This window comes from Mycobacterium persicum, assembly GCF_002086915.1.
In the GTDB taxonomy this organism is placed as follows: Bacteria; Actinomycetota; Actinomycetes; order Mycobacteriales; family Mycobacteriaceae; genus Mycobacterium; species Mycobacterium persicum.
In genome coordinates, this window is sequence record NZ_MWQA01000001.1 from 2101658 (window position 1) to 2119995 (window position 18338).

General features: G+C 66.0%; 18 protein-coding genes and 1 pseudogene. 6 read left to right on the plus strand and 13 right to left on the minus strand.

Translation table 11 applies throughout. The features are described 5' to 3' along the window. Positions 1-115 precede the first annotated feature (115 nt). Entirely contained in the window at positions 116-2260 is a 2145-nt protein-coding gene (locus tag B4U45_RS09355) for a 3-hydroxyacyl-CoA dehydrogenase NAD-binding domain-containing protein (protein WP_075549016.1), read from the minus strand. Between the two features lie 5 nt (positions 2261-2265). Continuing rightward, positions 2266-3477 carry an acetyl-CoA C-acetyltransferase gene (locus B4U45_RS09360; protein WP_036414594.1) on the minus strand — a complete coding sequence of 404 codons (1212 nt, stop codon included), beginning with the start codon at positions 3475-3477 and terminating at the stop codon, positions 2266-2268. A 269-nt stretch (positions 3478-3746) separates the two neighbouring features. Between B4U45_RS09360 and B4U45_RS09365 the strand changes: the two genes are divergently transcribed. Next, positions 3747-4937 (plus strand): pyridoxal phosphate-dependent aminotransferase, encoded by a 1191-nt coding sequence (locus B4U45_RS09365; RefSeq protein WP_075549017.1) that lies wholly within the window; start codon positions 3747-3749, stop codon positions 4935-4937. On the opposite strand, the gene B4U45_RS09370 is transcribed toward B4U45_RS09365, so the two are convergent. From B4U45_RS09370 to B4U45_RS09385, 4 genes are all read right to left on the minus strand, one after another. Continuing rightward, positions 4918-5358 carry an SRPBCC family protein gene (locus B4U45_RS09370; RefSeq protein ID WP_075549035.1) on the minus strand — a complete coding sequence of 147 codons (441 nt, stop codon included), beginning with the start codon at positions 5356-5358 and terminating at the stop codon, positions 4918-4920. The genes B4U45_RS09365 and B4U45_RS09370 overlap by 20 nt on opposite strands. A gap of 51 nt (positions 5359-5409) precedes the next feature. Continuing rightward, the gene (locus B4U45_RS09375; protein ID WP_082275601.1) at positions 5410-5865 is read right to left on the minus strand and encodes an SRPBCC family protein; all 456 of its coding nucleotides are present in this window, start codon (positions 5863-5865) and stop codon (positions 5410-5412) included. Between the two features lie 66 nt (positions 5866-5931). Further along, positions 5932-7011: a CaiB/BaiF CoA transferase family protein gene (locus B4U45_RS09380; RefSeq protein WP_075549018.1), complete on the minus strand. Its 1080-nt coding sequence runs from the start codon at positions 7009-7011 to the stop codon at positions 5932-5934. Positions 7012-7016: 5 nt separating this feature from the next. After that, positions 7017-7460, minus strand: a complete 444-nt coding sequence (locus B4U45_RS09385) for an SRPBCC family protein (RefSeq protein ID WP_075549019.1) — start codon at positions 7458-7460, stop codon at positions 7017-7019. On the opposite strand from B4U45_RS09385, the gene B4U45_RS09390 reads away from it, so the two are divergent. After that, on the plus strand, positions 7459-9219 hold the full coding sequence (locus tag B4U45_RS09390; protein ID WP_122526509.1) for an alpha-keto acid decarboxylase family protein: 1761 nt from the start codon (positions 7459-7461) through the stop codon (positions 9217-9219). The genes B4U45_RS09385 and B4U45_RS09390 overlap by 2 nt on opposite strands. 1 nt (position 9220) lies before the next feature. On the opposite strand, the gene B4U45_RS09395 is transcribed toward B4U45_RS09390, so the two are convergent. The 6 genes from B4U45_RS09395 to B4U45_RS09420 form a co-directional block, all read right to left on the minus strand. Further along, positions 9221-9418 (minus strand): (2Fe-2S)-binding protein, encoded by a 198-nt coding sequence (locus tag B4U45_RS09395; RefSeq protein ID WP_075549020.1) that lies wholly within the window; start codon positions 9416-9418, stop codon positions 9221-9223. A gap of 12 nt (positions 9419-9430) precedes the next feature. Beyond that, positions 9431-10063 (minus strand): fatty-acid--CoA ligase, encoded by a 633-nt coding sequence (locus B4U45_RS09400; protein ID WP_075549021.1) that lies wholly within the window; start codon positions 10061-10063, stop codon positions 9431-9433. Positions 10064-10105: 42 nt separating this feature from the next. After that, the gene (locus tag B4U45_RS09405) at positions 10106-10675 is read right to left on the minus strand and encodes a twin-arginine translocation pathway signal (protein WP_075549022.1); all 570 of its coding nucleotides are present in this window, start codon (positions 10673-10675) and stop codon (positions 10106-10108) included. Beyond that, positions 10672-11565 carry a hypothetical protein gene (locus B4U45_RS09410; RefSeq protein WP_083155090.1) on the minus strand — a complete coding sequence of 298 codons (894 nt, stop codon included), beginning with the start codon at positions 11563-11565 and terminating at the stop codon, positions 10672-10674. Before B4U45_RS09410 ends, B4U45_RS09405 begins: the two co-directional genes overlap by 4 nt. Before the next feature lie 294 nt (positions 11566-11859). Next, on the minus strand, positions 11860-13320 hold the full coding sequence (locus tag B4U45_RS09415; RefSeq protein WP_075549024.1) for a FadD3 family acyl-CoA ligase: 1461 nt from the start codon (positions 13318-13320) through the stop codon (positions 11860-11862). Next, positions 13317-14498: an amidohydrolase family protein gene (locus B4U45_RS09420; RefSeq protein ID WP_075549025.1), complete on the minus strand. Its 1182-nt coding sequence runs from the start codon at positions 14496-14498 to the stop codon at positions 13317-13319. Before B4U45_RS09420 ends, B4U45_RS09415 begins: the two co-directional genes overlap by 4 nt. On the opposite strand from B4U45_RS09420, the gene B4U45_RS29075 reads away from it, so the two are divergent. The 3 genes from B4U45_RS29075 to B4U45_RS09435 are packed head-to-tail and all read left to right on the plus strand — an operon-like array spanning position 14497 to position 16128. Further along, a complete protein-coding gene (locus tag B4U45_RS29075) occupies positions 14497-14973 on the plus strand; it encodes a hypothetical protein (protein WP_240316501.1) in 477 nt (158 codons plus the stop codon). The two genes, B4U45_RS09420 and B4U45_RS29075, sit on opposite strands and share 2 nt — an antisense overlap. Further along, positions 14942-15706 (plus strand): enoyl-CoA hydratase/isomerase family protein, encoded by a 765-nt coding sequence (locus B4U45_RS09430; protein WP_075549026.1) that lies wholly within the window; start codon positions 14942-14944, stop codon positions 15704-15706. The genes B4U45_RS29075 and B4U45_RS09430 overlap by 32 nt, the downstream gene beginning before the upstream one ends. A 59-nt stretch (positions 15707-15765) precedes the next feature. Beyond that, positions 15766-16128 (plus strand): hypothetical protein, encoded by a 363-nt coding sequence (locus B4U45_RS09435; RefSeq protein ID WP_240316692.1) that lies wholly within the window; start codon positions 15766-15768, stop codon positions 16126-16128. On the opposite strand, the pseudogene B4U45_RS09440 reads toward B4U45_RS09435, so the two are convergent. Further along, positions 16044-16743, minus strand: a pseudogene (locus B4U45_RS09440) (TetR/AcrR family transcriptional regulator). The gene B4U45_RS09435 and the pseudogene B4U45_RS09440 overlap by 85 nt on opposite strands. 202 nt (positions 16744-16945) lie before the next feature. On the opposite strand from B4U45_RS09440, the gene B4U45_RS09445 reads away from it, so the two are divergent. Next, entirely contained in the window at positions 16946-18235 is a 1290-nt protein-coding gene (locus B4U45_RS09445) for a cytochrome P450 (protein ID WP_075549029.1), read from the plus strand. Positions 18236-18338 lie beyond the last annotated feature (103 nt).

Below are 18338 nucleotides of genomic sequence, written 5' to 3' on the forward strand. Positions count from 1 at the left end.
GGAATACCGCGAGCTAACCTGCAGTGAGCGCGGCGCCGGCGAGCCGCCGGCGCCAGTCGGCACGGCCCCCGAAAACCGAGTTTTCCGGGGCCGTGCTGTCTGTTTGCAGCCGAAACTACGTCAACGAGTCCGGCGGCAGGAAACGGTCGCCGTACTTGGCGGCCAACTCCTTGGCACGGGTCACAAAGGCTTCCTTGCCGATCCCGGCCGGCCCCTGGTAGCCGACGATGAACTGTGCGCTGCCGCCGGTCCACGGCGGGTAGCCGATGCCCATGATCGACCCGATGTTGGCGTCGGCCGTGGACGTAAGCACACCCTCGTCGAGGCACTTCTGGGTTTCCAGCGCCTCGGCGAACAGCATCCGGTCGATCATGTCCTGCAGCGGCGGCGCCGACGTCCCCGACTTGAACGTCTCCCGCAGCCCCGGCCACAAGCCGGTTCGCTTACCGTCGACGTATTCGTAGAAGCCCGCACCCTTGAGGCGGCCGGACCGCCCGAGCTCGATCATCTTCTCGACGACCGCCTCGGCGGGATGCGGCTCGTAGGTGCCGCCCGCATCCTCGACACCCTTACGGGTGGCGACGGCGATCTTGTGCATCAGCTCCAGGTTGAGCTCGTCGGACAGCTGTAGCGGCGGCGCCGGGTACCCGGCCTGCGACCCGGCCTGTTCGATCGACGCCGGCTCCACGCCCTCGCCGAGCATCGCCAGCGCCTCGTTGACGAAGGTGCCGATGACCCGTGAGGTGAAGAAGCCGCGGCTGTCGTTGACTACGATCGGGGTCTTGCCGATGGCCAGCGTGTAGTCGAACACCCGGGCCAGCGCCTCGTCAGAGGTCTTCTCGCCCTTGATGATTTCCACCAATGGCATCTTGTCGACCGGTGAGAAGAAGTGGATCCCGATGAAGTCCTCCTGCCGCTTGACGCCGGTCGCCAGACCGGTGATCGGCAGCGTGGAGGTGTTGGACCCCAGCACCGCGTTGGGCTCGACGATGTCTTCGATCTCCTGGAACACCTTGTGTTTGAGTTCCTGGTTCTCGAAGACGGCTTCGATGACGAAGTCAACACCCTTGAGATCCGCGGGGTCGCCCGTTGGGGTGATGCGCGCCAGCAGGGCGTCGCTGCGCTCCTGCGTGGTGCGACCCCGCTCGAGCGCCTTGGCCTCCAGTTTTTCGGAGTAGCCCTTGCCCTTCTGCGCGGCCTCCACAGTGACGTCTTTGAGCACCACGTCGTAGCCGGCCTTGGCCGAGACGTAGGCGATGCCGGCGCCCATCATGCCCGCGCCCAGCACCCCGATCTTCTTGATCGGGGTCTTGGCGATCCCGTCGGGACGCGACTTACCGGCATTGATGGCCTGCAGGTCGAAGAAGAACGCCTGGATCATGTTCTTGGCGACCTGGCCGGTGACCAGCGAGGCGAAGTACCGGCTCTCGATGCGGCTGGCCGTGTCGAAGTCGACCTGGGCACCTTCCACCGCGGCGGCCAGGATGGCCTTGGGTGCCGGCATCGGCGCACCCTTGAGCTGCTTGCGCAGCAACGCGGGGAATGATGGCAGGATCGACGCCAACCCGGGGGACGACGGGGTGCCGCCGGGCATCTTGTAGCCCTTCTTGTCCCACGGCTGCTCATGGCTGTCGGGGTTGGCCTTGATCCAAGCCTTGGCGGCGGGCACCAATTCCTCGACGGTGGGCAGCAATTCGTCGACCAGTCCGATTTCCTTGGCCTTGGCCGGCTTGAACCGGGTGCCTTGGGACAGGATGTTGACGAACGCGTTCTGGATCCCGAACATCCGCACCGTGCGCGTCACGCCGCCGCCGCCGGGCAGCAGGCCCAGCGTCACCTCGGGCAAGCCGAGCTGGCTGCCCTTGACGTCCGCCGCGATGCGGTGGTGGCAGGCCAGCGCGATCTCGAGTCCGCCGCCAAGCGCGGCGCCGTTGATCGCGGCGACCACGGGCTTGCCCAGCGTCTCCAGGGTGCGCAGTTGTTTCTTGACCGTCTCGACAGTGTCGAACGATTGTCCGGCGTCCTCGGGCCCGGCCTTGATCATGGACGTGAGATCACCGCCGGCGAAAAAAGTCTTCTTCGCGCTGGTGATCACCACGCCAGTGATCGAATCCTTTTCGGCGACAAGGCGATCCACGGCCTTGCCCATCGACTCGATGTAGGCCTCGTTCATCACGTTGGCCGACCCCGACGGGTCGTCCATGGTCAGCGTGACAATGCCGTCGGCGTCCTTGTCCCACTGGATTGTATTGTCGGGCATGACTTTTAAACCCTCTCGATAACCGTCGCGACGCCCATGCCGCCGCCGATACATAGCGTGACGAGCGCCCGTCGGGCATTGCGGCGCTCCAATTCGTCGACCATAGTGCCCAGGATCATCGCGCCGGTAGCGCCCAGCGGGTGGCCCATCGCGATGGCGCCGCCGTTGACGTTGAGCTTCTCGTCGGGGATGTTCAGATCCTTCTGGAATTTCAGCACCACCGCGGCAAACGCCTCATTGAGCTCGAATAGATCGATGTCGTCGACGGTCAGCCCGGCCCGGTCAAGCACCTTGAGGGTGGCCGGGGTGGGGCCAGTCAGCATGATCACCGGGTCGGCGCCGCTGGTGGCGGTGGCCACGATGCGGGCCCGCGGGGTCAAATTGGCGGCCTCCCCCGCCTTTTCTGAGCCGATCATCACCAGGGCGGCACCGTCAACGATCCCGGAGCTGTTCCCGCCGGTGTGGACGTGGTTGATCTTCTCCACCCAGTGGTACTTCTGCAGCGCGACGTCGTCGAAGCCGCCCATCGCCGCCAGGCCCTCGAAGGCGGGCTTCAGCTTGGCCAGACCTTCCATGGTGGTGTCGGGCCGCATGTGCTCGTCGTGGTCGAGAATCAGCAGGCCGTTCTGGTCGCGGACCGGAACCACCGACTTGGCGAAGTAGCCGCCCGACCATGCGGCGGCGGCCTTCTCCTGGCTGCGCAACGCGTAGCGGTCGACGTCTTCGCGGGAGAAGCCCTCGATGGTGGCGATCAGGTCGGCGCCGATGCCCTGCGGAACGAACATGACGTCGTAGTTGGTCTCCGGGTCGAGGCCCATGGCGCCACCGTCGGAACCCATCGGCACCCGGCTCATGGACTCGACGCCGCCGGCCAGCACCAGGTCGTCCCACCCGGAGCGCACCTTCTGCGCGGCGGTGTTGACGGCCTCGAGGCCCGAAGCGCAGAACCGGTTGAGCTGCACACCGCCGGAGGTGACCGGCATGCCCGACGCCAGCACCGCGGCCCGGGCAATGTCACCACCCTGGTCACCGACGGGTGAAACGCAGCCCAGGATGACGTCGCTGATCAGGTTCTCATCCAGGTCGGGGTTGCGCTTGCGCAGCTCCTCGATCAGGCCGACGACCAGGCTCAAGGGCTTGACCTCGTGCAACGATCCGTTCTTCTGCTTGCCACGCGGGGTGCGGATGGCCTCGTAGATAAAGGCTTCTTCGGGCATGTCGATTTCCTGTTCGGGGGAAAGGGGGCTAGATCCGTCTTCAAGACTAGGTCCAGTAGGGGAACACTAACAGGGGCCCTCGGCCAACCTGTTGGTTGGTCAAGAGTTTGCAGGTCGGCGCAGTTGTGGAAAATGTGCACCGCAGATGTCGCACCGGCCACATAGAGGTCAATGGGTCCAACAGTGCCTAGGTGGCAGATGCGATAGAGGCTGCCCGTCAGCGGTCGCACCGCCGTTCGGCATCATTGTTGCGCCTAAGCTCGTCTGCCATGACGGTGTCGCGGCTGCAGCCCTACGCGACGACGGTGTTCGCCGAGATGTCGGCGCTGGCCGCCCGTGTTGGCGCGGTGAACCTCGGGCAGGGGTTTCCCGACGAGGACGGGCCACCGGCGATGCTCAAGGCCGCACAAGACGCCATCGCCGGCGGCGCCAACCAATATCCGCCGGGGATAGGCGTCGCGTCCCTGCGGCAGGCCATCGCCGCGCAGCGCCACCGCCACTTCGGCATCGAGTACGACCCGGATACCGAGGTGCTGGTCACGGTCGGGGCCACCGAAGCCATTGCCGCGTCCGTGCTCGGCCTCGTCGAGCCGGGCTCGGAGGTGCTGCTTATCGAGCCGTTCTACGACTCCTACTCGCCGGTGGTGGCGATGGCCGGCGCGCATCGGGTTTCCGTGCCGCTGGTGGCCGACGGCCGCGGCTTTGCCCTGGACGCCGACGCGTTGCGACGCGCGGTGACGCCGCGCACCCGGGCGTTGATCGTCAATTCTCCGCACAATCCGACCGGCGCGGTGCTGGGCCGGGCCGAGCTGGCGGCCATCGCGGAGATCGCGGTGGCCGCGGACCTTGTGGTGATCACCGACGAGGTATACGAGCACTTGGTGTTTGACGGCCACGATCACCAACCGCTGGCCGGTTTCGACGGCATGGCCGGACGGACGATCACGATCTCGAGCGCGGCCAAGATGTTCAACTGCACCGGCTGGAAGATCGGATGGGCTTGCGGCCCTGCGCAACTCATTGGCGGGGTGCGCGCGGCCAAACAGTATCTGAGCTATGTGGGCGGCGCGCCGTTTCAGCCGGCGGTGGCCGTTGCGCTGGACAGCGAGGACGACTGGGTGGCCGCGCTGCGCAGTTCTTTGCAGACCAGACGCGATCGGCTGGCCTCGGGACTGACCGAGATCGGTTTCGAGGTGCACGAAAGCTACGGCACCTACTTCGTATGCGCAGACCCGCGTCCGCTGGGCTACCACGACAGCACGGCATTCTGCGCGGCGCTGCCGGAGAAGGCGGGGGTGGCCGCTATCCCGATGTCGGCGTTCTGCGACCCCGCGGCGCAGCACGCCGACCTGTGGAATCACTTGGTGCGCTTCGCCTTCTGCAAACGCGAGGACACCCTCGACGAGGCGATCAGACGACTTGCCACACTGCGCGACGGGGCTATCCGGTTTTGCCCATGATGTGATTTCGCAGTCCCTCGAGGGCGGCGTGCAGGATCTTCTTGCGTGCCCGCTTGATCCAGAACTCGGGCAGCGGAGCCGACGGCTCGACCGTGAGGGTGAACCGTACCCGGGTCTTGTCTTCGCCCTCGCGGCGCAGGTTGTACTCGCCGTGCTGCCCGTGTTGCTGAGCGGTCTTGTGGGCGTCCCAGACCATCCAGTCCGGCCCCCAGTGGTATTCGAGCAGTTGGGTGTCCACGATGCCGGTCACTTTGACGGTGACCTTCACGTGGTGCGGTCGACCGTCGGGATGGGTGTCGACGACCTCGACCCGCTTGTGCACCGAAGACCATGACGGCACCGCGTCCATGTCGGCGAGCGCCTCCATGATCACCTCAGGGGGCGCATCAATGACGATTTCGCTCGACGCTTGGACAGCCACTGCCACCAAGTTAGCAACCACGGGCCGGCTCGCGGTGCGGCGGAAACGGAACTATGTCAGAGGATCCCGGTTGCTGTGGCCGCTGATCAGTTCGGTCAACCCTTTCGCCGCGGCATCCAGCACGTGTTCGCTGGCCCGCTTGACGATGAAGCCGGGAATCGGGCCGGCCGGTTCGACGGTGATGTCGAACCGCACGCGTGACGAGTCGACGCCTTCGGGCTTGACGGTGGTCTCGATGTGCTGGCCATGCTGCTGGAAAGTCTGGTCGGCATCCCAGCACATCCAGTCCGGGCCCCAGTGATATTCCAGGATCTCCTTGTCGACCAGCCCTAGAATTTTGACCACGGCTTTCACATGATGAGGGCGACCATCCGGGTAATAGTCGATCACTTCCACCCGTTTGTGCAGCGGTGACCAGGACGTCAGCACACTCACATCTGCCAGCGCCTCCATGACCACTTCCGGAGGCGCATCGATGATGATCTCCCGCGATGCTTTGACGGCCACCAAGCTCAAGCTAGCAACGCCGCCCTATTCGCGGACGTGTTCGAGACAATTCGAAAGAATAGGTGACTACCAGTTTATTTCGTCGATCGGCGTGGTTGCTGCCGGCGGTGCCGCGACGGGTCCGGCCGGGGTGCGCGAGAAGCGCGGCGCGGGTGCGGCCTGGTCCACACCGTCGACGTTGATCACCGTCGATCGGGCTCTCAGGTGGGCGTTGCCGGCCGCTTCGCTCCAGGTCAGCACCGGAGTCACACACGCGTCGGTGCCGGCGAAGACCTCGGTCCACTCGTCGCGGGTCCGGCCGGCGAACCGCTCGGCGAAGATGTCGCGCATCCGCGGGTACGAGCCGACGTCGAGCTGGTTCGACACGTCGTCGGCCGTCAGGCCGAGCCCGGCCAGCAGCGCCGCGAAGAACTGCGGCTCGATGGCGCCCACCGCTAGATATTTGCCGTCGGCCGTTTCATAGCAACGGTAGAACGGGGCGCCGCCGTCGAGCAGGAACGATTCGCGTTCGTCGCGCAAACTCCCGATTGCCTTCATGGTCCACATCATCTGGGCCAGCACGCTGACCCCGTCGACCATCGCGGCGTCGATCACCTGGCCCTTGTCCGACCGCTCCCGCTCATACAGCGCGGCCACGATGCCCAGCAGCACCAGCATGGAGCCGCCGCCGAAGTCGGCTACCAGGTTCAGCGGCGGCATCGGCGGCCGGTCGGCGTAGCCGAGCGCCGACAACGCACCGGTCTGCGACAGGTAGTTGATGTCGTGGCCGGCCGTCGATGCCAGCGGCCCGTCCTGTCCCCAGCCGGTGATGCGCGCGAAGATCAGTCGCGGATTGACCGCCGCGCAGTCGTCGGGACCGATGCCGAGCCGCTCGCAGGTGCCGGGACGAAAGCAGTCCAGCAGCACATCGGCCTTGGCGGCCAACGCCAGCAACGCACCGGGCTGGGCCTTGACATCCAGGTCCACGATCCGCTTCCCGCGATGCAGCAGATCCCGGTCCTCGGACGGCATGGTCAACCCGCCGGGACGGCGCACCCGCACCACATCGGCGCCCAGGTCGGCCAGCACCATCCCGGCATGGGGGCCCGGTCCGATGCCGCCGAGTTCGATGACCTTCACCCCCGCCAAGGGTCCCCCGCCGGTCACGGTGGCTAGCCGCCCTTCTTGACCTTGAGCACCCGCTTGCGCAGCCCGTCGGTATTGATCTCGATGACCCCTTTGATGGCGCGTTTGATCACGAAGCCGGGCAGCGGCACCAGCGGGTCCAGGCTCAGGTCGAACTTCGTCCGGGTCTTGTCGCCCTCCGAGGTGAGCGTGTAGCCGCCCTCTTGGTTACGCGACGCCTTGCCGCTTTCCTGCGTCCAGGTGACACCGTCGTCGCGCCAGCTGTAGGCGAGCACGATTTCGTCGGTGACTCCGGCGGTCTTGACTTTCATCCGGGCTCGCCGCGGCCGGCCGTCGTCGTGACGTTCGAGCACTTCGGCGCTCTGATGGATGTCGGACCATTCGGGCATGGCCTCGATGTCGGCGACGACGTCGAGGATTTCCTTGGGGCTTGCTTCGATGACTACTTCGCGGGATTCCTTGACTGCCATGGCGCCGACGATAGCGCGACCGCGCCGCGGCGGGAATGGTTTCGCCCGGCGTACCGTCGTCTTCGTGACCGATCGTGCGGCTGGCCCCAACGAACCCGTATACACCGTCGGCGACTACCTGCTGGACCGCCTCGCCGAACTCGGCGTTTCCGAAATCTTCGGCGTGCCCGGCGACTACAACCTGGAGTTCCTCGACCATATCGTGGCCCATCCAGCCATCCGGTGGGTGGGCAACGCCAACGAGCTCAACGCCGGCTATGCCGCCGACGGTTACGGGCGGTTGCGCGGAATGTCGGCGGTGGTAACGACATTCGGTGTCGGAGAACTGTCGGCGGCCAATGCGATCGCGGGCAGTTACGCCGAGCATGTGCCGGTGGTCCACATCGTCGGCGGCCCCTCCAAAGACGCCCAGGGCACCCGCCGGGCGCTGCACCATTCGCTCGGCGACGGGGACTTCGAGCACTTCTTTCGGATCAGCCGCGAAATCACTTGCGCCCAAGCCAATCTCATGCCGGCAACGGCATGCCGGGAGATCGATCGGGTGCTGTGCGAGGTGCGGGAGCAGAAGCGGCCCGGATACCTACTGTTGTCCACCGACGTGGCCCGCTTCCCCACCGAAGCGCCCAGCGCCCCCCTCCCCCGATACGGCGGCGGCACCAGCCCGCGCGCGCTGTCGCTGTTCACCGAAGCCGCTGCCGCACTGATCGGCGAGCACCAGCTCACCGTGCTGGCCGACTTGCTGGTTCATCGGTTGCGGGCGGTCGGCGAGCTGGAGGTGTTGCTGGCCGCCGATGTGGTGCCGCATGCCACGCTGATGTGGGGCAAGAGCCTGCTCGACGAGAGTTCTCCCAACTTTCTGGGCATCTATGCCGGAGCCGCCAGCGCGGAGCGGGTGCGTGCGGCGATCGAGCAGGCTCCGGTGCTGGTGACGGCCGGGGTGGTGTTCACCGACATGGTCAGTGGGTTCTTCAGCCAGCGGATCGATCCGGCGCGCACCATCGACATCGGCCAGTACCAATGCACCGTCGCCGGTGAGGTGTTCGCGCCGCTAGAGATGAGCGCCGCGCTGCGCGCGCTGGCCGAGATCCTGGCGGGGCGCGGGATATGCTCACCCCCCGTGCCGGCGCCGGATGACCACCGGCCGCCGCCGACGCCGCGGCGCGACGACCCGCTGACCCAGCGGATGCTGTGGGACCGGGTCAACGACGCGCTCACGCCCGGCAACGTGGTGCTGGCCGAGCAGGGCACCTCGTTCTACGGCATGGCGGACCACCGGTTGCCGCACGGCGTCACCTTCATCGGTCAACCCCTTTGGGGCTCAATCGGTTACACGCTACCGGCGGCGCTCGGGGCCGCGGTGGCCCATCGCGACCGCCGGACGGTGCTGTTGATCGGTGACGGAGCCGCTCAACTGACCGTCCAGGAGATCGGCAACTTCTCCCGCGAGGGGCTGTCGCCAGTCATCGTGGTGGTCAACAACGACGGCTACACCATCGAACGGGCGATACACGGCGAAACGGCCCCCTACAACGACATCGTCGACTGGAGTTGGACCGCCATCCCCAGCGCGCTGGGAGTGGCCGATCACCTGGCGTTCCGGGCGCAGACGTACGGCGAACTCGATGACGCGCTCACCGCGGCCGCGGCGCACCGGGACCGCTTGGTGCTCGTCGAGGCGGTGCTGCCGCGGCTCGAAATCCCGCACCTACTCGGCGATCTCGTCGCGCCCACGTCGTCGGACGGCACCGCGCGCCGCTGACTCAGGACCGGTGCGGTGTCCGCTCCGCGACAGCACCGCCTCGACGAGCACCAAGGATCGCGCGAATGGTGTGCCGGCATCGTCCGCAGTCGGCGCCCGCTCCGCAGGCCTGGGCCACATCCTTGGTGGTCGAGGCGCCGGCAGCAACGGCCTCGGCCACCATCTGGCTGGTGACGCCGTTACACAGGCAGACATACATCGAGCGATCCGCTCAATCCGTCTCGATCCGCATCATCTCCGAAAGCCGGCCGACGAACAGCGGTGGGTAGGCACCCACTCCGGCGCGGCCCATCCATTGGGCCGCGGCATCGGGATGGTCGATCCACTCCAGGGCGCGCCCTTCGTCCGGGAATTCCTGCAGAATCAGGACCTCGTGCTCGTCGTCGAAAGCCTGGAAAACCCACGTCTTTCGGATGCCGGCGGCGGTGAACCGCGCCATCGCAAGGCCGACCTCGGCGGTCAGTGTCGACACGTCGTCCACCGACGCGATTCCGGCCACCACGACCCCCGGTGCCCGGCCGGCGGCCCCCGCGGCCGGAGCCTCGGCAATGAACCTGTCCACGATCTCGCCGGCGAAGACCGCCGGGATGTCCGCGACGCCCGCCGCGTCGAACCATTCGAAGAAGACCCGGGAGCGCAGCAGCTCCACGATCGGTTCGCGGCTGTGCACGCCGATCATCACCAGGACTCGGCCGTAGTCGTGGGTCGAGGTATAGACCAGAACGTGGTGGGCTCCGATCGCGGCCAGCGCCGACTTCTTGCGCTGCAACAACGGCCACACTCGGCTCGGATCCGGGACCCGGTAGTCGGACGCGATCACCATCGAATGGATCTCATTGGTCATGCTCGTATTCCCGTCACCCGCAGACCCCCGATCTACACCGACCTACACCGGATCGAACGATGAGATGAGCCACTTCCCGTCGGCTTTGGTCAGCTTGACCATGACGCTGCTGGACGTCAACGTCGGCTCCGGCCGGTCGGCGCTCTGGGTGCTTTGGTTGACGAACACCAGCACGACGGCCGAGTCCGGATGCAATTCGGATACGGCGGCGCGAAGCACCACCGCGCTCGTCTTGACCGACTTCTGCTTGGCGGCCGGTGCGACGATCTGTTGGGTGAACTGGTCGTAATACGACAAGAAGTCGCCGGTCAAATGTGATCTCGCGGAAGAGAAATCGCGCTCCAGAGTATCTGGAGAGTACGACAGGATGGCGATGGTGCCATCGGTAGCCGCCGCGACCGCCGACTTGGCGGCCTGGTCATCGACTTCGCGGTCCGGTCGGTAGGAGGAGAAATACAGTCCTGCCAGCAGCGCCAGCGAGGCCGCCACTAGCAACGCCATCAGGGCAGCGATCACCTTGCGGCGCTTCGGCCGTGCGCGCCGGACGCCATCGCTCGGCGAGGCCGGGTCGGCCTCCACAGTCTCCTCGACCGACGTTTTCTCTGCGGTCATGGCACGAACTCGACTTTCGACATCTTGAGCTGGTCACCGTCGCGGGTGATGGTCACGATCAACCGGAACTTGCGGGGATCCTGCTTGGCTCCGGCGGCATTGGTGACTTCGGACGTCGAGGCGACCAGCACCACCGCCGAGTCGTCGGTCATGGTGTCCACGTCGACGGCGACCGCCTGGACGGTGCCCTGCTCGACCACCTTCGACTGTTCGACCACCTTGATGAAATCGTCTGCCACCTTTGCCATATCATCACGAAACGTCCCGGTGGAGTTGTCCAGGATGCGCTGCACACCCTGCTTGGCGTTGGTGAAGTCCAGCGATGTCAACGTCACCACGCCCTGTCGCGCCGCTGCGGCGAACTCAGCCATTCGCTCACGGTGGCGGGTGGCGTCGCGATGCTTCACCACCATGTACAGGCTGCCCGACAGCGCGGCCAGAATGACGATGACGGCCAGCGCAGCGGCAACCGCGGACCGGGTGAGCCGCAGCCTGCGCCGGCGCCGCGCCGGCGCCTCGTCGGCATCGACGTACACATCGACCACCGCGACGTCGCTGTCGTCGCCCCCTACGTCCAAACCACGCTCGGCGTTGACGGTTTCAGCTTCCACCGGGGGCTCGGAATCGTCCGGCTCACCCTTGGATACCTCCGCGCCGACTTCTTCGGTGGCCGGGCCTTTGGCCGGGCCGTCGGCCACTTCGGCCTGGCGGCGCAACTGAATTGCGCGGGCGCGGGCGCGGGCGGCGGCGGCCAGGGCTTCGGCTTCGGCGGCCTCGGCTTCGGCCTGTTCGGCCAATGCCCGCAATTCAGCTGCGGTGCTTGCGGTTTCGTCGTCGCTCACTAGAATCGATCTCGGGTCAGCGGCGTTTTGGTTGCTGCCGGCGCTCATGATTCACCGGCCCGACGGGGCGACTGCTCGGGTAACTCAACGCGGATCTCCTCTACCCCTGGTCCGCCAGTGGCCAGACGTCGCTGTTGCGCAACCCTACTAGGCAAGGCCGACATCACGCGAGCACCCGGGCCGACGTCGCGGCCGCCGGCCAGGTGCTGGCGCCCGCCGCACGGCATCGCCGGTCCTTGGAGAGCCAAGTCATCACCTTCCACCCCGAGGTCACGCCGCAGCCACGCCAAATAATCCTACATCCAGCGGAAATAGCATTCTCATAGCCAGCACATCGCCGGTTTAACGCAACCGGTCTTTGACCACCTTGCCGGTGGCATTGAGCGGAAGCGCGTCGACAAACTGCACCGAGCGCGGCACCTTGAACCCCGCCATGCGCTCCCGGCACCAGCTGATCAATTCGTCGGCACTGACAACACCTTTGCGAACGACGAACGCTTTGCCCACCTGCCCGAGCCGGTCGTCGCAAACACCGATCACGGCGGCCTGCGCGACCGCCTCATGCTCGAGCAGGAAGCCTTCGATCTCAGCGGGATAGGCGTTGAATCCGCCCACGATGAACATGTCCTTCTTGCGGCCGACGACGCGCAGCCGACCCGCTTGGTCCAGGCTGCCCAGATCCCCGGTGTGCAGCCAGCCCTGGTCGTCGATGGCCTCAGCGGTGGCGACCGGGTCGTCGAGATAGCCCTTCATCACGTTGTACCCGCGCACCAGGATCTCGCCGTCGTCGGCGATGCCGACCTCGATGCCATCGCAGGGCACGCCGGCGGTGGTCGCGATGTCCTCGAACGAATCCTCGGGCCGCGACAGCGTCACGGTGCCCGCCTCGGTCAGGCCGTAACCGGTCATGAGGGTCTGGAAGGGCAGCTCGGTGCGCACCCGCCGGATCAGCTCCACCGGAATGTCGGCGGCGCCCGTCACCCCCGCGCGCAGCGACGACAAATCCCGCTCACCCTGGGCCCCGAGTAGCGAATGATACAGTGTCGGCGGTCCCGGCAGCATCGTAATCCGTTCCCGCTCAATCAATTCCAACACCCAACCGAGGTCGAATACGGGCACCGGAACGATCGTGGCGCCCCGGATCAGCGACGCGATGCAACCGGCCTTGTACCCGAAGATGTGAAAAAACGGGTTGACGATCAGATAGCGGTCACCCTGGCGCAGGTCGGCGCGGTCGCACCACTCCGCGTAGTGCCGCAACGTCTGCGCATGGTCCATCAGCACGCCCTTGGGCCGCCCGGTGGTTCCCGAGGTGTAGATGATGTCGGCGACATCTGAGCCGCTGACCGCACGCTCGAAGGGCTTGCCGCTGTCGAGGAACCCCGATTTGACGTCGATCACCGGGATGGCGCCGGGGATAACGAAATCCAGTCCCAGAAAGCCCTTCTCGACGAGCACGGCCTTGGCGCCGCTGCGTTCGATGATGTCGGCCGCCTCGGCCGCCTTGAAGCGGGTGTTGACCGGAACCAGCACGCCGCCGGCCGTCAGCAGCCCGAACGCGGCGATGATCCATTGCGCCGAGTTGGGCGCCCAGATCGCAACCCGGTCACCTTTGTCGATTCCGGTCGCGGCGAACGCACCCGCGGCCCGGCGCACCCGGTCGGTCAGCTCGGTGAACGTGAGCCGCAGCGGTCCGTCGACGACGGCTTCGGCGTCGCCGAACCGGTCCGCCGCGCTGCCGACCATCTCGGGGATGGTTTCCCATGGTGGTTCGTCCCGGCGCCGCGGCGCCGACTGCGTCATACCGAAACGAGCCGAGACAGGTTGCCGCCCATGATCTTTGCCTGATCGTCGACACTGAGGTACTGCAGCGCATCGGCGTAATGTCGCGGTGCCGCGAGCCCTTCCGGATGCGGGTAGTCCGAGCCGTACAGCACGTGGTCCACCCCGATCAGGTCGACGAGGTCCCGGATCCCGTCCTCGTAGAACGGACTGATGTGGATGCGGTTCTTGATCTCTTCGACCGGGTCGCCGCCGGGGAAGCTTTCCGGTGTCTTCTTGTAGACGTCGGCCAACTGTTCCAGCAGCGGGAACAACCACTTCGACCCTGCTTCGATGACCGCGACCTTGAGTTGCGGGAAGCGGTACAACGCGCCGTGAATCACCCAGGACGCCGCCGCATCCTGCACCGGGCGCCACTCGTTGAGCATCGCGAATGCGTTGGTCTGGAAGGGCAGCATCTCTTTGTCGCCGCCGTCCCATTCCGCGGTATAGCGGGCATAGCCGCTGTCCGACGAGTGCATGGCCACCAGCACGTCATGCTCGACGCAGCGCCGCCAGAACGGGTCGAACTCCGGCAGCGCGAACGACCTCGGGCCGCGGTACCCAGGAACCGGCGCCGGCCGCACCAACACCGCCCGGGCGCCGCGTCGCACCACCCAGTCCAGCTCGTCGATCGCCTTCTCCACGATCGGCAGGCTGATCACCGGCACGGTGAAGATGCGGTTCTGATAGTTGAAGCCCCACACCTCGTCCAGCCACTGGTTCAGCGCGTGCACGACCACATGGATGAGCAGCGGGTCGTCGCGCATGCGTTCTTCGACCAGGCTGGCCAATGTCGGGAACATCAAACTGCGGTCGACGCCCAACTCATTCATCAGCTCCAGCCGCGGACCGGGTTCGCGAAAGGCCGGAATCGACCGCATCGGCTCGCCGAAGATCTCCCGGCGGCTCTTGCCTTCCGGGTTTCCCACCCTGAAGTACTCCTCCATCGCCCCCGGACGGGCGACCACCTCGAACGTGGGATTGGGGATGTAGTCGCTGATCTGGCCGCGTATCGCGATCTTGGTCCGCCCCTTCACCTGGACGTACTGGATCACGTTTTGGTACTGCTTGGGCAGGTATTTGGTGAGCGATTCCTCGGTCTCGTAGAGATGATTATCCGCATCGAACAACGGATACGACAGCGCGCCCGACGACATGGAATCCTCCTTCGCGATTTACGAGAATAGTATTCTCTTCACCGGGTTCGCCGCAACGGGCTCCGGTGGCGTGCGTCAGCAGCGTGCGTCAGCAGCGGGCTTAGCAGCGGGCGGCGATCCGGAACTCGGCGGTGGCCGGCTGGCTGGTGGCGGTGTCGAAGCCGTTGGCGGTGCCGCTGACGGTGAACGTATTGTCGGCGAAACTGGTGTGGGCGTCGCCACCGTCGCCATCGGAGAACCTGCCGGTGAAACCGGCGAGATCGCGGATGCGGACCGACTTGGCGGCAATCGGTTGGGCCCATTGATCGATGACCAGCGTCGCCCCGGAGTCGCCATCGCCGACCTCGATCGTCCTGTGCGAGGGAAATCCCGAGCCTTAACGGCGATGCTATTCTCCAAGCAAGAGAATGCCAATATCGCCGCTCGCCCGGAAGCACTGACGCATGGTGGACCTCGAGTTCGACAAGTCGGGTAACGGGTTGGCGGTGCTCACCATCGACCGCCCGCACGCGCGCAACGCCATCGCGCCGGACACCATGGACCAGCTGCAGACGGCACTCGAGGCGGCGGCGGGCGCGAGTGCGCTGGTGATCAGGGGCGCCGGGGACCGGGCCTTCGTGTCCGGCGGTGACCTCAAGGAGCTGAGCTCGCTGCGAACCGAGGAGGACGCCTCGGCGATGGCGAAGCGGATGCGCTCCATCTGCGACCAGCTCGCGGCTTTTCCGGCTCCGGTGATCGCCGTGCTGAACGGCCACGCCTTCGGCGGTGGCGCCGAAGTGGCTGTCGCCGCAGACATCCGGATTGCCGCCGACGACATCAAGATCGCGTTCAATCAGGTGGAGCTGGAGATCATGCCGGCCTGGGGCGGCGCCGAGCGACTGGCCGCGCTGGTCGGGAAGAGCAAGGCGCTGCTGCTGGCGGGCACGGGAACGACGCTCGACGCCATCGAGGCCGAACGGATCGGCCTGGTGGATCTTGTGCTGCCCCGCGCCTCGTTCGACTCGCCGGATCGTGGCTGGCGATCGGTTGCCGCAGCCCTGGCGCGCCACCCGGCGACCGAGATCAAGCGGGTGATCAGCGGTGTTTCGGCTGATGAAGCGATAGCATCCTTTGCACGACTGTGGGTGGCGGAGGCTCATTGGCAGGCCGCGGCGCGAGTGCGCAACCGCACGTCCGGTCCCCGCCGGCCGGCTGGAGGCGCGACATGATCACGACCAGGAGGCAACTGGGTTTCGGCTTGGCGGTTTTGCTGGCGGGCGCGGGTCTGATGGCAAGCACCGGCCGGTCACACGCCGACGACACACCCATGCATCAGGTCCGGTACACCATCTCGGCGAAGCTCCCGATCTACGCTGACATCTATTACCAGGACCAGGATCCCGCCGTCTTTTCCGACTACAGCCACAACCCCTATCAGTTCACACCGAACATCCAGGCCGACATCGCTCCGGGCAGGCCGTGGACCATGCAGGTCATGCTGGCCAATCCCGACCAGTGGGCAATGGTCACCGCCAGCACCGGCCCGGAACCGGGCACACCGATGTTTCATTGCGATCTGGCCGTTGACGGGGTCGTCGTCGTCGCCAAGGACGGTCCCCGCGGCGTGCTCTGTTCGCTGCGCAACTGGTGACTCGGCGCGGCTGTGTTATCCCTCGACCGGCTGCGGCTCACCCTCCAGACGGCGCAGGTAGCGCTCGACCACTTCCACTGTTTCGGCATGTCCGCCCGACATGCCTAGCCCCTGCTCGATCACCAGAAATCGCGAAATACTGGTCATCAGCACCGTCCACACCACTGGCGGCACGTCCTGGGTGTCTACGTGGTAGTGCTGCAGCGCGGCCGTCAACGCCACCCGCTGCCGTTCGCGGAAACGTTCAGCGTAGTAAGCGATTTCGGACCGCATCGCCTTACGATGGTTCGCCAGCGCCATGAATTCCATTGTCATCTTTGCGAACCCGGGCTCGGTGCCGAACCGCCACAGCGCCCACAGCGGTTGCGGCGACTCGAGCGCTCGGTCCTGCACCCGCAGACCGGCTTCGGCGCGACGGCGAAACACCTCCAGGAACAACTCATCCATGGTGCGGAAGTAGTAGTGCACCAATTGCGGCTTCAACCCGGCCTTACCCGCCAGGCGGCGCGAAGTCACTGCCGCATAGCCCTCTTCGAGCATCAGTTGCTCGGCGGCGTCGAGCAGCAGGCCGCGATTCTTCGCGTCCGGCGCCCCGATCCGGCGAGCCGATGTCATGCCCTCACTCCGTATTTTCGATGCCTCGACGTCGACCACGCCGATCGTAGCGATGTCGCCGTGGTGGCCGGGTAGTCCGCCTTGACCATGACATTACCGCCATGCTAAGCAGGTGCTCAGCACATCGTCGGATTCGGGCGGCGGAAGCTATCGCCGCCGAGGGCCCATTCGGCAAACGCCAGCTGCGGGAGGCACGCGCGACATGAGCGACTACCATTCGATCGACTTTTTCACCGACCCGTCGCTGGTCCCCGACCCTTACCCGTATTTCGATTACTTGCGCGGCAAAAATCCGGTGCTGCGGCTGCCGCACTACGGCGTCGTCGCCGTCACCGGGTATGACGAGGCCACCGCGGTCTACAAGGACACCGACTCCTTCTCCAATTGCGTCGCACTGGGCGGACCGTTCCCGCCGCTGCCGTTCGTACCCGAGGGCGACGACATCAACGCCCAGATAGACCAGAACCGCCAGAAGTTCCCGATGTACGAGCACATGGTCACCATGGACCCGCCGGATCACACCCGTGCCCGGTCACTGCTGAGCCGGCTGCTGACGCCGAGCCGCCTCAAGCAGAACGAGGAGTTCATGTGGCGCCTGGCCGACCGCCAGCTCGACGAGTTCCTCGGCAACGGTCGGTGCGAGTTCATCTCCGAATACTCCAAACCCTTTGCCACCCTGGTGATTGCCGATCTGCTCGGGGTTCCGGAAGACGACCACAAGGAGTTTCGCGTCATGTTGGGCGCCGAGCGTCCCGGCGGACGGGTGGGTGGACTGGACCACGAGTCGGTCGGCATCAACCCGCTGCAGTGGCTCGACGAGAAGTTCAGCAGCTACATCGCAGACCGCCGCCGCCAACCGCGTGAAGATGTGCTGACCGCGCTTGCGACGGCGAAGTATCCGGACGGATCCACACCCGAGATCCTTGACGTAGTCCGTTCGGCCACATTCCTTTTCGCCGCAGGACAGGAAACGACGGCCAAACTACTCAGCGCCGCGCTGCAGGTGCTCGTTGACCGGCCGGTCATACAGCAGCGGCTGCGCGAGGACCGCAGCTTGATTCCGGCATTCATCGAGGAATCACTGCGGCTGGAGAGCCCGGTCAAGAGCGACTCGCGGCTCGCCCGCCGGGCCACCACCGTCGCCGGGGTCGATATCCCGGCCGGCACCGTGGTGATGGTATTGCCCGGTGCCGTCAACCGCGACCCGCGAAGATTCGACAATCCGCACGAGTTTCGCCTCGACCGAAGGAATGTTCGCGAACACATGGCTTTTGCCCGCGGAGTGCACTCCTGCCCCGGCGCACCCCTTTCCCGCGTAGAGGGCCGGGTCTCGATCGAGCGCATCCTGGACCGGATGGCCGACATTGCCGCCGACGAGACCAAACACGGGCCGGCGGACGATCGCCGCTACCGATACGAACCGACGTACATCCTGCGCGGGCTCACCGAACTACATCTCACCTTCACCCCGACGGGTACGAACCGACGCTGACGCGCCTCTCAAGTGACTCCCGAAGAGCGCGCGGCACAGCGGCTTACGGAGTGTGAGGCGTCTTCGAGGCCGCCCGCTCAGACCAGCGTCACAGTGTGGAACC

Bases quoted from the DNA above. Each gene is read 5' to 3' on its own strand.
- B4U45_RS09355 (WP_075549016.1), bottom strand. From the start codon at position 2,260: ATGCCCGACAATACAATCCAGTGGGACAAGGACGCCGACGGCATTGTC.
- B4U45_RS09445 (WP_075549029.1), top strand. From the start codon at position 16,946: ATGAGCGACTACCATTCGATCGACTTTTTCACCGACCCGTCGCTGGTC.
- B4U45_RS09430 (WP_075549026.1), top strand. From the start codon at position 14,942: ATGGTGGACCTCGAGTTCGACAAGTCGGGTAACGGGTTGGCGGTGCTC.
- B4U45_RS09385 (WP_075549019.1), bottom strand. From the start codon at position 7,460: ATGGCAGTCAAGGAATCCCGCGAAGTAGTCATCGAAGCAAGCCCCAAG.
- B4U45_RS09390 (WP_122526509.1), top strand. From the start codon at position 7,459: ATGGCGCCGACGATAGCGCGACCGCGCCGCGGCGGGAATGGTTTCGCC.
- B4U45_RS09395 (WP_075549020.1), bottom strand. From the start codon at position 9,418: ATGTATGTCTGCCTGTGTAACGGCGTCACCAGCCAGATGGTGGCCGAG.
- B4U45_RS09420 (WP_075549025.1), bottom strand. From the start codon at position 14,498: ATGTCGTCGGGCGCGCTGTCGTATCCGTTGTTCGATGCGGATAATCAT.
- B4U45_RS09410 (WP_083155090.1), bottom strand. From the start codon at position 11,565: ATGAGCGCCGGCAGCAACCAAAACGCCGCTGACCCGAGATCGATTCTA.
- B4U45_RS09405 (WP_075549022.1), bottom strand. From the start codon at position 10,675: ATGACCGCAGAGAAAACGTCGGTCGAGGAGACTGTGGAGGCCGACCCG.
- B4U45_RS09435 (WP_240316692.1), top strand. From the start codon at position 15,766: ATGGCAAGCACCGGCCGGTCACACGCCGACGACACACCCATGCATCAG.
- B4U45_RS09400 (WP_075549021.1), bottom strand. From the start codon at position 10,063: ATGACCAATGAGATCCATTCGATGGTGATCGCGTCCGACTACCGGGTC.
- B4U45_RS29075 (WP_240316501.1), top strand. From the start codon at position 14,497: ATGGAATCCTCCTTCGCGATTTACGAGAATAGTATTCTCTTCACCGGG.
- B4U45_RS09415 (WP_075549024.1), bottom strand. From the start codon at position 13,320: ATGACGCAGTCGGCGCCGCGGCGCCGGGACGAACCACCATGGGAAACC.
- B4U45_RS09365 (WP_075549017.1), top strand. From the start codon at position 3,747: ATGACGGTGTCGCGGCTGCAGCCCTACGCGACGACGGTGTTCGCCGAG.
- B4U45_RS09360 (WP_036414594.1), bottom strand. From the start codon at position 3,477: ATGCCCGAAGAAGCCTTTATCTACGAGGCCATCCGCACCCCGCGTGGC.